Source organism: Galbibacter marinus, from assembly GCF_000300875.1.
Lineage (GTDB): Bacteria > Bacteroidota > Bacteroidia > Flavobacteriales > Flavobacteriaceae > Galbibacter > Galbibacter marinus.
Window position 1 is genome coordinate 25,779 of sequence record NZ_AMSG01000013.1, and the last position, 15,264, is coordinate 41,042.

The 15,264-nt window shown below is 37.6% G+C and carries 14 protein-coding genes; 3 read left to right on the forward strand and 11 right to left on the reverse strand.

Features of this window, described 5'->3' with window-relative positions:
* Nucleotides 1-11 precede the first annotated feature (11 nt).
* A complete protein-coding gene (locus I215_RS10055) occupies nucleotides 12-740 on the forward strand; it encodes a head GIN domain-containing protein (RefSeq protein WP_008991851.1) in 729 nt (242 codons plus the stop codon).
* 95 nt (nucleotides 741-835) lie between these two features.
* Here the strand turns inward: I215_RS10055 and trxB are convergent, their stop codons facing one another.
* A complete protein-coding gene (gene trxB / locus I215_RS10060; RefSeq protein WP_008991852.1) occupies nucleotides 836-1,804 on the reverse strand; it encodes a thioredoxin-disulfide reductase in 969 nt (322 codons plus the stop codon).
* 209 nt (nucleotides 1,805-2,013) lie between these two features.
* Here trxB and I215_RS10065 point away from each other — a divergent pair, with 209 nt between their 5' ends.
* A complete protein-coding gene (locus I215_RS10065; RefSeq protein ID WP_008991853.1) occupies nucleotides 2,014-2,457 on the forward strand; it encodes a hypothetical protein in 444 nt (147 codons plus the stop codon).
* Nucleotides 2,458-2,464: 7 nt separating this feature from the next.
* On the opposite strand, the gene I215_RS10070 is transcribed toward I215_RS10065, so the two are convergent.
* Together I215_RS10070 and galK are read right to left on the reverse strand one after the other, a co-directional pair.
* The gene (locus I215_RS10070; RefSeq protein ID WP_008991854.1) at nucleotides 2,465-3,496 is read right to left on the reverse strand and encodes a UDP-glucose--hexose-1-phosphate uridylyltransferase; all 1,032 of its coding nucleotides are present in this window, start codon (nucleotides 3,494-3,496) and stop codon (nucleotides 2,465-2,467) included.
* A 24-nt stretch (nucleotides 3,497-3,520) separates the two neighbouring features.
* Nucleotides 3,521-4,690, reverse strand: a complete 1,170-nt coding sequence (gene galK, locus I215_RS10075; protein WP_051009182.1) for a galactokinase — start codon at nucleotides 4,688-4,690, stop codon at nucleotides 3,521-3,523.
* 72 nt (nucleotides 4,691-4,762) lie between these two features.
* Here galK and I215_RS10080 point away from each other — a divergent pair, with 72 nt between their 5' ends.
* A complete protein-coding gene (locus tag I215_RS10080; RefSeq protein WP_008991856.1) occupies nucleotides 4,763-5,467 on the forward strand; it encodes an NUDIX hydrolase in 705 nt (234 codons plus the stop codon).
* A 36-nt stretch (nucleotides 5,468-5,503) separates the two neighbouring features.
* Here the strand turns inward: I215_RS10080 and bshA are convergent, their stop codons facing one another.
* The 8 genes from bshA to I215_RS10120 all read right to left on the reverse strand — a co-directional run bounded on the left by bshA (nucleotide 5,504) and on the right by I215_RS10120 (nucleotide 15,142).
* Nucleotides 5,504-6,646: an N-acetyl-alpha-D-glucosaminyl L-malate synthase BshA gene (bshA, locus tag I215_RS10085; RefSeq protein WP_008991857.1), complete on the reverse strand. Its 1,143-nt coding sequence runs from the start codon at nucleotides 6,644-6,646 to the stop codon at nucleotides 5,504-5,506.
* A gap of 93 nt (nucleotides 6,647-6,739) precedes the next feature.
* A complete protein-coding gene (locus I215_RS10090) occupies nucleotides 6,740-9,661 on the reverse strand; it encodes a glycoside hydrolase family 3 N-terminal domain-containing protein (RefSeq protein WP_008991858.1) in 2,922 nt (973 codons plus the stop codon).
* Nucleotides 9,662-9,765: 104 nt separating this feature from the next.
* Nucleotides 9,766-10,251, reverse strand: a complete 486-nt coding sequence (locus I215_RS10095; RefSeq protein ID WP_008991859.1) for a hypothetical protein — start codon at nucleotides 10,249-10,251, stop codon at nucleotides 9,766-9,768.
* A gap of 47 nt (nucleotides 10,252-10,298) precedes the next feature.
* A complete protein-coding gene (locus tag I215_RS10100) occupies nucleotides 10,299-11,090 on the reverse strand; it encodes a (Fe-S)-binding protein (RefSeq protein WP_008991860.1) in 792 nt (263 codons plus the stop codon).
* A 93-nt stretch (nucleotides 11,091-11,183) separates the two neighbouring features.
* Nucleotides 11,184-11,630 (reverse strand): LNS2 domain-containing protein, encoded by a 447-nt coding sequence (locus I215_RS10105; protein ID WP_008991861.1) that lies wholly within the window; start codon nucleotides 11,628-11,630, stop codon nucleotides 11,184-11,186.
* A gap of 27 nt (nucleotides 11,631-11,657) precedes the next feature.
* The gene (locus I215_RS10110; protein WP_008991862.1) at nucleotides 11,658-12,983 is read right to left on the reverse strand and encodes a (Fe-S)-binding protein; all 1,326 of its coding nucleotides are present in this window, start codon (nucleotides 12,981-12,983) and stop codon (nucleotides 11,658-11,660) included.
* Between the two features lie 14 nt (nucleotides 12,984-12,997).
* The gene (locus tag I215_RS10115) at nucleotides 12,998-13,963 is read right to left on the reverse strand and encodes an MlaD family protein (protein WP_008991863.1); all 966 of its coding nucleotides are present in this window, start codon (nucleotides 13,961-13,963) and stop codon (nucleotides 12,998-13,000) included.
* 60 nt (nucleotides 13,964-14,023) lie between these two features.
* Nucleotides 14,024-15,142 carry an N-acetylmuramoyl-L-alanine amidase family protein gene (locus I215_RS10120; RefSeq protein WP_008991864.1) on the reverse strand — a complete coding sequence of 373 codons (1,119 nt, stop codon included), beginning with the start codon at nucleotides 15,140-15,142 and terminating at the stop codon, nucleotides 14,024-14,026.
* Between the last annotated feature and the right edge of the window lie 122 nt (nucleotides 15,143-15,264).

Consider the following 15,264-nt stretch of genomic DNA (forward strand, 5'->3'; position numbering starts at 1 on the left):
ATAAAACACAAATGAAAAAAATCATCTTACTTAGCTTTGTATTTCTTGTATCTCAATGGTCCACTGCTCAATGGTTTGGACAAAACACCATTAAGGGTAACGGGAATGTGATTAAAGAAAACAGAAAAACGGCAGATTATGACCACATCAAAATGTTAGGATTTTTCGATGTCGAGCTCATCAGCGGCGAAGAAGGTTCCATTATAGTCACCGGAGAGGAAAACCTCATAACTCATATCGTTACAACGGTAAAAGGAAATACCCTGACTATAGAAGTTGAAAGTGGTTACAACTTAAAACCAAGTAAACGAACTGGCATCCTTGTTAGGGTTCCTTTTGAGACCATAAACGAGGTCACTCTTACTGGATCAGGGAATGTCTATACCAAGGATGTTATCACAAGTGACAACCTTAAAACAACACTTACAGGATCTGGGGATATCACCCTTAATCTCGAGGTCCAAAACCTAGAAACATTGGTCGTTGGATCAGGAGATGTCGAACTTTACGGAAATGCTCAAAAAGTATCCTATAAACTAACAGGTTCGGGTGATATCGAAGCGTTCAACTTAAAAGCGGAAGATGCTCAGGCAACCATTACAGGATCAGGTGATATAGACCTAAATTGTCAAAGTACTTTAAAGGTTAGAATAGCTGGTTCAGGTGATGTTACCTATACTGGTAACCCATCAAAAGAGGATAGCAAAATTTCAGGATCAGGCGAGGTTTCACGAGAATAAAAAATCATCAAAAAGCGAACGTGAAACACCCCTAGTAAGCATGAGTTTACTAGGGGTGTTTTTATTATTTTTAAATACAAAAAGGGGTAAGAAACTTAGGCCTCAACCTCTTCTTTGCTTTCAACAGCAGCTAAATAACGCTCTGCATCTAATGCAGCCATACAACCAGTCCCAGCCGCCGTAATAGCTTGTCTGTATTCTTTATCTTGAACGTCACCACTAGCAAATACCCCAGGTATGTTGGTCTTGGTAGATTTACCATTTGTAATGATATACCCAGTTTCATCCATATCCAGTTGACCTTTAAATATATCAGTATTTGGCTTATGACCAATAGCTATAAATAAACCAGTCACTTGGATCTGTTCTTTATCTCCTGTTTGATTATTCACCAAACGAAGTCCTTCAACTACCTGATCCCCTATCACCTCTTCGATTTCAGTGAAATATTTCACCTCTAAATTAGCCGTGTTGTTAACTCGGTGTTGCATGGCTTTAGAAGCTCGCATTTCACCTTTACGCACCAATAGTGTTACTTTACTACAAATGTTAGCCAAATAAGTGGCTTCCTCCGCAGCGGTATCCCCTCCTCCTACAATAGCGACATCTTGTCCCTTGAAGAAAAAACCATCACACACAGCACAGGCAGATACTCCACCTCCTCTTAGACGTTGCTCACTAGGCAGCCCTAAGTATTTCGCCGTAGCTCCAGTTGCAATGATAATAGACTCAGCTTCTAATGTAGATCCATTGTCAATTTCCACCTTATGGATTCCGCCATGAGCCTTACTAAGATCCACAGATGTGACCATTCCTATACGTACTTCAGTACCAAAGCGTTCAGCTTGTTGTTGAAGTTGAATCATCATGGTAGGTCCATCGATTCCTTCTGGATACCCAGGGAAATTATCAACCTCAGTTGTGGTGGTCAACTGTCCACCTGGTTCCATACCTGTATACATTATTGGTTTCATATCAGCTCTTGCCGCATAAATGGCAGCGGTATACCCTGCAGGACCAGACCCAATAATCAAACATTTAATTCTTTCTACTGTATCAGCCATAACTTTAATTTCTATTAATTCTCTATAGCAAAAGTAGCTATTTTGCCAAAAAGCTTACATCTAATTAATGAAAACATTTTATAAGCCAATAGAAAGTATTGATACCCCTAAATTTAATTTTAAAATATTACTACAATATGCTGTAACCTAAACAATTATTCGTAAATTAACATAGGTTTATTTGTTAATATATCAAAACATATGCTGTTATGAGAAAAATAATTTATCCAATCGTTATTGTGTTCGGATTGATTTTACTTTCAGCAATTCCGATTAACAACACACATGAAAGTTCCATTCAAGGGGTTTGGGAACTCGTCGACCGCTATACCTATGATGGTAATCAGATCACTGATACAATTGAAAACACCAACGGCTATCGGCAAATAAAAATGTATAGCAATGACAAGGTCATGTGGACTAGATTTGTTCCACTAGACTCTGTAGAATGGTTTGGTTATGGATCATATTATACCAAGGATAGTTCACTTGTTGAAACTTTGGAATACGGATCTAATTCTATGATGAAAATTATAGACACCATGAGAAAGTTCAAATTTAAACTGATGATAGATCATAACACCTATAGTCAGATTACTTTGGACAACGATGGTAATCCTATGTTTTCAGAAAACTACAGAAGGTTGGAGTAAATCACCACTATCGCAAGCTATAGTGGACTCTTGACAACTTTCTTAGATTTTCAGCTGCAGCCTCTGCAGTAATATCTCGTTGTGGGTTAGCGAACATTTCATACCCTACCATAAACTTTTTAACCTCTGCTGATCGAAGAAGTGGCGGATAAAAAGACATATGAAAATGCCATTCATCATGAGAACCACCATCAGTTGGTCGTTGATGAATACCTGAGGAATATGGAAAGGAGGTCTCAAAGAGATTGTCATACAGGGTCGTAAGTTCTTTGATAATAGCTGCAAAGGCGATTTCTTCCTCTACATTTAACTGACTGATATCCTGATAGTGTTTTCTTGGAACAATCATTGCCTCATAAGGCCATACAGCCCAGTAAGGTACCAAAGCCACAAAGTGATCATTTGAAAGCAAAATACGCTCATCCAATTCAAGTTCTTGTTCTAGGTAATCCTTAAGAAGACTCTTAGAGTGTGTACTCCAGTAGTTGCGCTGACTAGTTTGTTTTTTCAATACCTCCTCAGGAATCGAAGATTGTGACCAAATTTGACCATGTGGATGTGGATTACTACATCCCATGATAGCTCCTTTGTTTTCAAAAATCTGTACATAATTAATCCCCTCTTTTGCACCAAGTTCCAAAAACTCCTTCTTCCAAAGCTGTACAACTTGGGTAATTTGTTCAACGCTCATAAGAGGAAGTGTTAGCCCGTGGTTGGGTGAGAAACAAATCACCTTACAAATTCCACTTTCCGTTTGACCTTGTAACAATCCATTTTGATATTTTTCTACAGGCAGTTCAGGCATTAAAGCGGCAAAATCGTTGGTAAAACTATAAGTACCGTTATAATCAGGATTTGTATCTCCACTTGCTCTTGTATTAGTTGGACATAAATAACATGTTTCATCATAGGTCTTATTCTCCAGGGTACTTTTAACATCCTTCTTCCCTTGCCATGGTCGCTTTGTTCTATGTGGTGAAACAAGTACCCATTCTCCAGTTAATATATTAAAGCGTCTATGTGGTTTATCGTTTAACATGATAATGATTTTTGAAATTTTCTTTTACTTAATTACTTCTACCGCGTCACTAATGCTCACTTCAATTGGTGTCAAGTCAATACCGAATTGCTTTCTATATGCTATTGAAATCCTTTCGATGTATGAAGAAATCTCGTCTTTGTGTACAACATTAATGGTGCAACCTCCAAATCCACCTCCCATCATTCTAGCTCCTAAAACACCTTTTTGTGTCTTGGCATAATCAACCATAAAATCCAATTCCTCACAACTTACCTCATAGTTATTACGTAACCCGTGATGAGACTCAAATAATAACCTTCCAAATTCTTCAAAAAATCCTTTTTCAAGTGCTTCTGCAGCCAACTGGGTACGTCTATTTTCTTGGATCACATATGCTGCACGATCGAACATAGTGGGGGTTAAATCTTCTTTAAAAGACTTCAACACATCTTCTGGTACATCGACCAAATAGTGGTAATTGGGATGGTCCTTTTCAATAATGGCAAGTGCAGCTTCACAATCCGCTCTTCTATTATTATATTCACTACTGGCTAGATTATGCGAAACATTAGAATTTAAAAGTACTAAATGGTAAGGCTCTAGATCTGCTTGAATCATTCGGTACTCTAAATTTTGGCAGTTTAACAATATCAGCCTGTCCTTTTGACCTCTTACCACGGTGAACTGATCCATGATTCCACATTTGGTTCCTACATAGTTGTGTTCAGCATCTCTGGAAAGATGAATAATCTCATCTTTAGTAAGTCCAATTGCAAACAAGTTGTTTAAACCTGTGGCTATTCCACATTCTAAAGCGGCAGAGGAACTTAATCCTGAGCCCATTGGAAGTTCACTCTCTACAATACAGTCAAACCCGTGGATAGATCCTGGGTAAATTTGATCAATGTAATGAATTACGCCTAAAATATAATTTTCCCACTCCACATTGCTTATACCAACATCATCAATTGAGAATGAAAATCCATTATCAAAATTTTTAGACCATACATTACACTTCCTGGTATTATTTCTTTTTAGATAGAGTTTAATCTTCTTATCGATAGCTGCAGGGAGCACATGTCCCCCATTATAATCGATGTGTTCTCCTATTAAATTAATTCTTCCAGGTGATTCAACAATCAATTCGTGCACAAAATTCTCTAAATTAAGGGCTATTGTTTGTCTATTTTCAGATTGAGTCGTATTTTTCAATTCAAATATGTATTTAACAAAAACAAATATAATAAAAGTATAATTCACTTTTATTGTTTTTTCAATTTATTTATGATAAACAACCAAGAATCCTACTACACCGACGTTGATAAGATGCACGTAGCCACCGATTGCATAGTATTTGGCTTTCATCAAGATGAACTAAAGTTACTGATTTTTAACAGAAGAGTTCAGCCACACAAAGGTGGTTGGTCACTCATCGGAAGCTTTGTAAAATTAAATGAAGATGTTGACCATGCGGCAAAAAGGGTACTACGCGATATCACTGGCCTTGACAATGTTTTTTTTGAGCAATCTAGGACATACGGTAATGCAGAGCGTGATATGGGGGCTCGATGTGTTTCAGTAGCACAATTTGCTCTGATAAGAATAGACGAATATGATGAGGAGCTTACAGAGATGCGCGGTGCCTTTTGGTATCGCTTAGAAGAACTCCCTGAACTAGTATTGGATCACTATCAAATGGTCATTGACGCCTTAGATATCCTTAGAAGAAAGGCCAAACATCAGCCCATTGGATTTGAACTCCTACCGGAGAAGTTTACCATTCCCCAATTGCAAAGCTTATACGAGGCAATCTTTCAACGAAAATTAGATCCAGGAAATTTTAGAAAGAAAATATTGTCCTTTAAAATCTTAAATAGACTTAATGAAAAGGATAGAAGTTCGTCTAAACGTGGGGCTTTCTACTATACTTTTGATCATGACACTTATGAGAAATTGCTTAAATCTGGCTATAATTTTGATTTTTTATAGAGCCATCCTTATCTCGAACAAACGGATAAAGAATCCCTACAGTTGTCCTTTTATTAATTTATTGTAAGCGATTTCATAGATTTCCTCATAAAGGGGAACTACATAATTGATATCAAATATACTGGCCTGATTTCGGGCTTGTTGTTTGAATTTCTCAAGTCGTTGATCATCACTTAGAATATGAAGTGCATTTGCTATCATATCATCCACATCACCAATGGGGCTTAAAAACCCACTTACACCATGTTTGTTAACCTCAGGTATACCACCAGCATTACTAGAGATTACGGGCACTTCATTGACCATTGCCTCTAAAGCGGCCAATCCAAAACTTTCGGTCTCTGAAGGCAATAGAAAAAGATCAGAATAACATAATATTTTATCAACCTCATTACTGTTACCTAAAAACGCCACTTTATTCGCAATACCTAATTCCTGACATAAATCCTCAGCAGGTTCTTTTTCAGGCCCCTCACCTACCATAATCAATCTTGCGGGCATAACCTTTTGAATCCCGTGAAATATCTGTATCACATCATCTATACGCTTTACTTTCCTAAAATTGCTGATATGTGTAATGATGCGTTCATTATCTGCGGCCATAATACTACGTCCGCAATCGGCGTATTGTTTTTTATATTTAGTTAAATCAATAAAGTTTGGAATCACGTGAATATTATTCTCAATATCAAAAAGACGATTCGTATCGTCTTTTAAGTTTTTCGACACAGATGTCACTACATCGGATTTATTAATACTGAAAGTAACTGCAGGCTTATAAAATGGATGATTTCCCACTAAAGTGATATCGGTTCCGTGCAAAGTCGTTACAATTGGAATGTGCACTCCTTGGGTCTTAAGCATCTCTTTAGCCATATAAGCTGCATAGGCATGTGGTATTGCATAATGAACATGTAGGATCTCTATTTTATAAAGTTTAACCATATCCACTAGCTTACTCGAGAGTGCGAGTTCATACGGCTGGTAGTGAAATAAAGGGTATTCAGGAACGTTTACCTCGTGAAAGTGAATTTTCCCACTCAAAAGCGCCAAACGAACAGGCTGCTTGTAGGTTATAAAATGAATTTCATGACCTAGGTTTGCCAGTGCCATTCCAAGCTCTGTAGCCACTACTCCACTCCCACCAAAGGTGGGGTAACAAACGATTCCAATTCGCATAACTATGTTTTTTAATCAAAATATTGCCTTTTGAGTCGAAACAACTTTCAATACATAACAAGATTTTTTTAGACAAGGGTTCAGAAAACGCTCTTAGGATTCATCACTACGCATGGCATCGTATATATAACCCTGAATATGACTCCGTATATCTTCCGAAATTAATTTTCTGTTCATCATTGTTGGATAAGTCCTGTTAGATAAAAATACATACACCAAATTATATACCGGATCTACCCAAGTAAAAGTCCCTGTAAAACCACTATGTCCATAACTCAAGGTTGAAGAACAACCACACGTAGGGCCTGATTCACCTAATTGGGGTTTATCAAAACCGACGCCCCTTCTGTTATTCTGATCACAAAAATAGCAGTTGTTATACTTTTTTAAGGTTTGTTCACTGAAATAACGCAGGCCCCCATAATACCCTTTTTGAAGGAACATTTGCATAATTTTAGCCACATCGTTGGCGTTGCTAAATAGACCTGCATGGCCCGCGACTCCGCCTAACATAGCTGCTCCCATATCGTGCACGTAACCCTGAATAGTCTGTTGCCTAAAATAATTATCTACCTCAGTGGGTACGATCATTCCTTTTCTAAACTTCTCTAAAGGATTGAAACTGGTATGGTTCATTCCTAATGAGGCGTAAAAATGTTCATTTGCAACCTTATCCAAGGACTCGTTATAGTGATCCTCTATAAAGCGTTGCATGATTAAAAAAGCTAGGTCACTATATTTGTATTCAAGTCTAGAGCGCAATTCGCTATCCTTAATAATGGTAAAGATACTGTCTTTATAATCTTTACGCATGTACAAATGATCCGCTACTTTTATATTAAATTTTCGGTCGGGCTCCGTTTTGTAATACTTCTCTAAAGGTAGATTAGAATTCTCTCCCACGGTAGCCTTGTAAAATGGTATCCATGCTACTAGACGAGCATAATGTGATAGTACATCTAATACTTTTAAGTTGCTCTTATTGCTATCACGTAATTCTGGAATTAATTCTCCAAGGGTAGAATCAAAAGAAAGCTCTCCTTTTTCTGATAATTGCATAAGTAAAGGCAAAGTAGCAGTAATCTTTGTTAGGGAGGCTAGATCATATATATGATCACTTTGAACTTCATCACCTCCATAGGTGGTCTTACCAAAATTCTTGTTGTAAACTACCATCCCATCACGAGCCACCAATATTTGTCCCCCTGGAGTCATCCCAGAGCTCACCGCTACATTCATTAAAGAATCAACTTTACCAAGAGTCTTTGAACTTAGGCCTACTCGCTCTGGTATGGAATAACCTAAGCGTGATAAGCTATTGGTGATAAACCCTCTATTTTCTGGCAATTTTGCATGAGCCGTAACCGGTAGACTTCCTTTGGCTGCAATAGCACCAAAGATTACCTCTGCAGAGGTTTCTTGTGAGATTGGATCATTTAAATAGCTTACTATGATAGTTTCGATGTTGTCAATACTCTGTAAACCGAGTAATGCATATGGCTTCACAAATACATCCAAAATCACACGTTTGTTCCTAGCGATTTCATATAACCAGGTCTTTTCTTTATCCGTGAAATCCGCTGCTTTCCATGGAGTCTCAGTTGATCGATGATGCCCAACAATAACCAGGTTAAAAGGCTCAAGGGCATTAATTAAATCTCCGAGATTATTGGATTGGACCAAGGTAACATCAGCATATTTCTTTAATGCATCGAAGAAGTGGTAATGTTTTCCATCGCCCATGGGTACATAAGCAATTTTTTGCTTGTCTAAATTTCTAATGGGAACTAACTGGTCATCATTCTTAGCCACCGTAATAGCATTTTCCATCACCTTTTCAAACAGAAGTTTATCCGAAACTCTGTTGAGATCCTTCGCTAAGTTCTTCGTGGAAACAGGATGATAGTGGTTTAAACCTACTTTGTATTTAGCTTTAAGTATCTTTTTTACTGAATGTGCTAGGCGCTGCTCAGTAACAATTCCATTCTCATAGGCATCTTTAAGGGCTTTCACTCCTTTTGCTACATCTTCCGATATGAGTAATACATCATTTCCAGCTAAGAAGGCAGATAAATCTACATTACCACTCTGGGCATAATTGGCCACACCTTTCATCTCCAGAGCATCTGTAAAAATAAGACCATTGAATTGTAGTTTTTCTTTTAGTAGTCCCTCTACAATAGCCTTGGATAAAGAAGATGGGAATCCAGGTCTACTTTCTAAACTAGGGACATTCAAATGCGCCACCATTACACTAGATAAACCTTCTGGGATTAGTTTTTTATATGGGTACAATTCCACGCTATCAATTCGCTCTTTGGTGAAATCTACTGTAGGTAAAACCTTGTGTGAATCTTGAGAGGTATCTCCATGACCTGGAAAATGTTTTGCATTTGCTAAAACTCCTGCACTTTGCATGCCACGCATAAAGGCAAGTGATTTCTCTGTAACGTTATCCCGGTTTTCTCCAAAAGAACGATTACCGATAATGGGATTCTTTGGATTGGTGTTAATATCTACATCTGGCGCAAAATTAATATGCATACCAAGGCGTTTGGTATGCTCTCCAATATGTTTGCCAACTTGCTCAATTAATGAGTTGTCCTTTACTGCCCCTAATACCATATTATATGGAAAGGCAAAGGTGGAGTCCAGGCGCATGGATAATCCCCATTCGGCATCCATTGACATTAGTAATTTTACCTTAGATAGTTCCTGTATTTCGTTATTAAAGGTCGCTTGTCTATAGGGCCCTCCAGTTGAAAAAATCACACCACCTACATGATAATCAGAGATCAATTTTCGTACCTGATCCAAGTGGGTTTCGCCTTTATCCGTAAAAGCTCTAATCATATACAATTGGCCTATCTTTTCTTCAAGACTTAAGCTATTGTAGATACTATCTACCCACTGCTGTTGCTCAAGGCGGTCTTCAGTAGCCAATGGATCTATTTGCTGACCATAGGACAGGCATACTCCAAAAAACAATAAAGTAACAAGAAAATATTTTTTCATTTTGATGCAAGAGTTTTTTTTCCGCCTAAAACCAGTACCTTATTAAAAGAAATAAGCTATCGACACAACGGTTGCTATTAATTTTTTTCCCGTGCAACTGTAGTTTAGTTCATGAACCTAGCATGCCAACTATCCCTTGCAGGCACTTCCCAGTAATTCTGGTATTCTTCCTTATTGGTCACTAGGTTATTAAACACAATAGTGTTTTGTGAAACGGCCCTTTGCTTGGCCATTTTTTTAAAGTCAGAAAGGGGCTTGTATGCAATATAATCTCCTTGACGATAAGACACGTTCATCTTATCCAATAAGTCTACATTGTACTGTTTTTCTAATTGCTGTATAAATCGTACAGAAGCATCAATGGAACAGCCACTTGGTACGTTAAACTCCTGATCCAAGGCAATGACTATAAAACGCTTATAACGAATCTCATAGGAAGCCTTGAGGTTCGCTCCGTGTGCAGTCCACTGAGTTATAAATTCTTTTGATTTATCTTTAATTTGTTCGATTTCTTCTTCCGTAAAACTCCGGTTGGCTTGATAAATCCACACTCTGGCAGCATCGGAAAGTTCATTAAATTCAACAAACATGATCTTTTCAATTTAAATTATTCCTAATTCAAGCCTAATAGCTTATTTTACAAATCTTCGGCATCAGCCAAAAGCTCTGCAACGTCCATTACTTTAATGGATGTACTTTTCTCTTTAGATTTAACGCCATCGGTTAGCATTGTATTGCAGAAAGGACATCCCGCTGCAATAATTTCTGCTTTAGAATCCATGGCTTCTTCGGTTCTAGCGATGTTAATCTCCTTATCCCCTTTTTCGGCCTCCTTAAACATTTGGGCTCCACCAGCACCACAACATAAGCCGCGTTTTTTGCAGCTTTTCATCTCCACAAGTTCAGCGTCTAGCTTCTCGATCAATTCACGAGGCGCCTGGTAGACGTTATTTCCTCTACCTAAGTAACAAGGATCGTGGAACGTAATGCGCTTACCCTTGTACTTTCCACCTTCAATGGTAAGTTTTCCTTCCTCTAGTAAAGATCGTAAAAACTGTGTATGGTGTACTACCTGGTATTGTCCTCCCAAGGAAGGATATTCATTTTTAATGGTGTTAAAGCAATGTGGACAACTGGTTACGATTTTTTTAATTTCGTAACTATTTAAGACCTCAATATTGCTCATTGCTTGCATTTGGAAAAGCATTTCGTTTCCAGCGCGTTTGGCAGGATCTCCAGTACATCCTTCTTCGGTACCCAATACTGCAAAATTAACACTTGCCTTATTAAGCAGTTTAACAAATGCCTTGGTTATTTTTTTTGCGCGGTCGTCAAAACTACCTGCACATCCGACCCAAAACAATACATCAGGAATTTTCCCCTCAGCAGTCAATTCTGCCATTGTTGGCACCTTAATAGAATTACTCATTTGTACTTTAATTTTGTGTATTCACAGCCTTAACACCATTATATTTTTACTACATATATTATTTTAAAATATGTAGTGTGTAATTATAACAGCTTAATCGTGTTTTCCGTCATCAAACACCTGAATGGTAACTTCCTTATCAATAAGATCAGTAAATTTACCATTGTAACGTGTAGCTTTAACTAAATGGTTGTCTATCCAGTGATAGTTCCCACCACGAGGTTTACCCATTAGCATTCCGTGGTATTTAAACCCGTGCTTATTTAACCATTTTTCAGTTACTTCTCTGTGTTCTTCAGTCCTTGAGGTAAAAAAGAAAATAATATGTCCTTGTTCATACCATTTATTCAAGGTCTTTAAGGCATCAGGATAAACATTAGCAGTCGCCATTCGTTCTGGCTCCTCATTAGGGATATCATCACAAACTGTACCGTCGATATCAATTAAATAATTTTTAATCCCTTCTGGTAATACTGGACTAATGTGTTCTCCGTCCTGCAATTTTTCACTTAACAATTTTTCCACTTCTTCTTTGTTCATTTTCAATTTTTATTTCTGATTCACTATTTACTCATTTCTCCAATTCAGACGATCCATTTGATTATAAGGCCAAGGCGCTGCATTATTTTCAATATTGGTCATCATGTTATTTAGTTCCATAGGCGCAGCAGATTGTTCCATCACTAAAAATCTACGCATATCAACAATAATGGACAATGGATTTATATTAACTGGACATGCCTCTACACAAGCATTACATGTAGTACATGCCCACAATTCTTCTCTAGTTATATAATCGTCCAATAATTGTTTTCCATCCTCTTTAAACACCCCATTATTGGCATCAATATTCTTTCCAACTTCCTCTAAGCGATCCCGGGTATCCATCATTATCTTACGGGGGGATAACTTCTTTCCGGTTTGGCTAGCAGGACACTCACTTGTGCAACGACCACACTCTGTACAACTATAGGCGTTCATAAGTTGAACCCAGTTTAAGTCACCAACATCAGAAGCTCCAAACTTCGCTACATCTTGCTCATCACCTTCCTCGGGCATAGCATAAGGATCCGCTTCTGGATCCATCATCAATTTCACTTCACTGGTTACCGACTCCATATTATTCATTTGCCCTAGCGGGTTTAGGTCAGAAAACCAAGTATTTGGAAAAGCTAGCAAAATATGAAGGTGTTTTGAATAATACAAGTAGTTCAAGAAAATTAATATCCCTACTATATGTAGCCACCAAGCTGATCGCTCAATTAAAATTAAACTACTTTCTCCTAGTGGGGTGATAAGATTGGATAAGTATTGACTAACTGGAAAAGCACCAGCCTGTTGGTAATGCTCACTACCTAACTGTTGTAGACTATAATCGGCCGCATTCATGGTTAAAAATAGCACCATTAATACCACTTCAAAGTACAATATAATGTTCGCGTCTGACTTGGGCCAGCCTTTCATCTCTGAAAATAAAAACCTTCTCAGCTTAATAATATTTCTACGAATCCAAAATATCACTACTGATACAATTACTAACAGCGCAAGTATTTCGAAACTCCCGATAAGAAAGTCGTAAAATCCGCCTAAAAAGCTAAGCACTCTATGGGTACCAAATAGGCCATCGATAATAATTTCAATAACCTCAATATTGATAATGATAAAACCAACATAAACAATGATATGTAGTATACCAGCAATGGGTCTAACTACCATTTTTTGTTGACCTAATGCAACGAGAATCATGGTTTTCCAACGTTCAGGCTTTCGATCAGTGCGTTCAAGGTCTCTACCTAATCGAATATTTCTAATAAGTCGCTTGAGATTAGCGGCAAAATAACCAATTCCAGCTATAAGGACCAGCGCAAATACTATTTGAGATACGTAATTCATGATGCTACTTTGGTTTAATTTTTTTGCTCTATGTCGTCTTCTTGTTCATTAGGTTCATAAGGTTTGGCTTTTTTTCCAAAAAGTGAAAAGTGCACATAACGTTTTGGGTTCAAACGCATATCTTCAAGAAGTAATTCTAACTCAAGACTAGCATCAGAGAGATTTGTGTATAACTCATCATCATTCATTAACTTCCCAATAGACCCTTCTCCTTGCTCTATTTTGCCCATGACCTGATTGAGTTTGATCATGCTGTTTTTTAAACTATTTACGGCAAGACCTATATCGGCATTGACAAGAGTGTCACTCAGACTTGCTAAATTCTCCGATAATTGGTCTACATTGGTCAAAGTGCGATCTAGCTTTCCTTTATTGGTAGATAATAAGTTATTTAAGGTTTGACCTGCCTGATTAAAATTATAAGTAACCCCATCAAGATTTTCAAGGGTGTTTTTTATATGTTGACGACTTGTGGAGTCCAAAATAGCATCTACTCCAATCATCACAGAGTCCGCATTTTTCAATATTGCATCTAAGCTTTCTTGTAGTGGTGCTAATTTTTGATTCACCAACTCCGTCAGACCTGGATCAATAGAACTCTGAAGGGTGTCGCCTTCTTTGGAGAGCTCAGCTTGATCATAAATTGGAACTATCCTCAATCCTTTCCCTGCAATAATACCAGTATCATAAATTTCAGCAGTACTGTTTTTTGAAAATTGAAAATCATTATCAATGGTAAAGCTGACAAGCAAATGTCCTTTGGAATCCAAAAAGCGAATGTCCTGTATGGTACCAACCTTAAGTCCATTTATACTCACTGAGGTGCCTGGAGTAAGCCCATTGACTTTTTCGTATACGGCGTAAAAAGTTCTACTTGAACTAAATATGTTAGTGGCTTTTAAAAAAGTAAAGCCCAAAATAAAAAGGACGATCCCGCCAACAACTATGATTCCGGTTTTAAGTTCTCTGGTAAGTTTCAAACTTTATTTTTTTGTGTAAGCAACAAAATTAGGAATTATTTTTTTAGAACGGGATTAATTTCAATTGGATTTCAGCACAGACTGGACTTTAACCTTTTCACCATTTTTAAAGGCGACAATAAAGCTACTTTTATAGCCCTTTGAAATAGCATTTTGGCGCATCTGCTGAACTTGTTCGTAACTTGTGGTCTCACCGTAATAATACCTAAATACGGACCCTTCTTTTTCCCTGCTAATAGGATCTAATCCTTTGAAGTTATAAGACTTAGTTTCTACCGCCTTGGAGCCTGCTGCAATTTGAACTCTAAAGCTCACCCCAGGTTCCACCACGCTGGCTGTTTGATTAGAGGTATCAGTTTGTCCATGATCACTTACCTCAGAAGAAAAATCAACACCGACATTCTCCTCCAAGTGAGTTTTATACTTTTTTACCGCATTGGCGATGGACTCTGCCATATCGCCTTTTCCTTTTTTAGAATTAAGGTAGGTTCCCTCTGGTTTATATGTTAAGAATCCTGTCTCAATTAACACACTTGGCATAAAAGTTTGGTGGAGCACAATAAATCCTGCTTGTTTTACGCCTCGGTTAACTCGGTTTAGATTACTGGTAAAATTATCCTGAATAGCTTTTGCTAAAAATACACTCTGATCTAAAAATTCCTCTTGCATCATCGTGAGACCGATAAAAGATTCTGGAGAATTTATATCATAGGCCGCATAGTTTACCTCATAATCTTCCTCTAAATAGATCACTGAGTTTTCCTTTTTAGCAACTTCGAAATTACGCTTATTTGCATGCAAACCTAAGACAAAAGTTTCTGTCCCATGAGCACTGGAATTGTGAGCGTTACAATGTACCGAAACAAACAAATCAGCTTGAGCATCATTGGCTATTTTACCTCTTACATAGAGATCCACAAAACTGTCATCTTTCCGAGTGTAGACCACTTTAATATTAGGTGATTTTTTTAAAATTTCTCCTACCTTAAGCACGATGTCTAACGCGATTTCTTTTTCTTTAAATCCGCCTCCTAGGTTTCCTGGGTCGTGTCCACCGTGACCTGCATCTAACACCACGGTAAATGGCTTGGTTTGATAAGTATTTAATTCTGAAGAAAAACAGAATTGAACTAGTAAGAGATTTGCAGTAAGTAAAAGTGAAACTATATATTTGTTCATGGAACAATAACGATTTATTGCTGTTATTTATTTTGTTTAAAATTTTTTGATCTATACCAAAGAGAACAAAAAATATACGTAAGTTTGGCAGGTCAAAAACCGAGCCACATTCAGTACAAAAA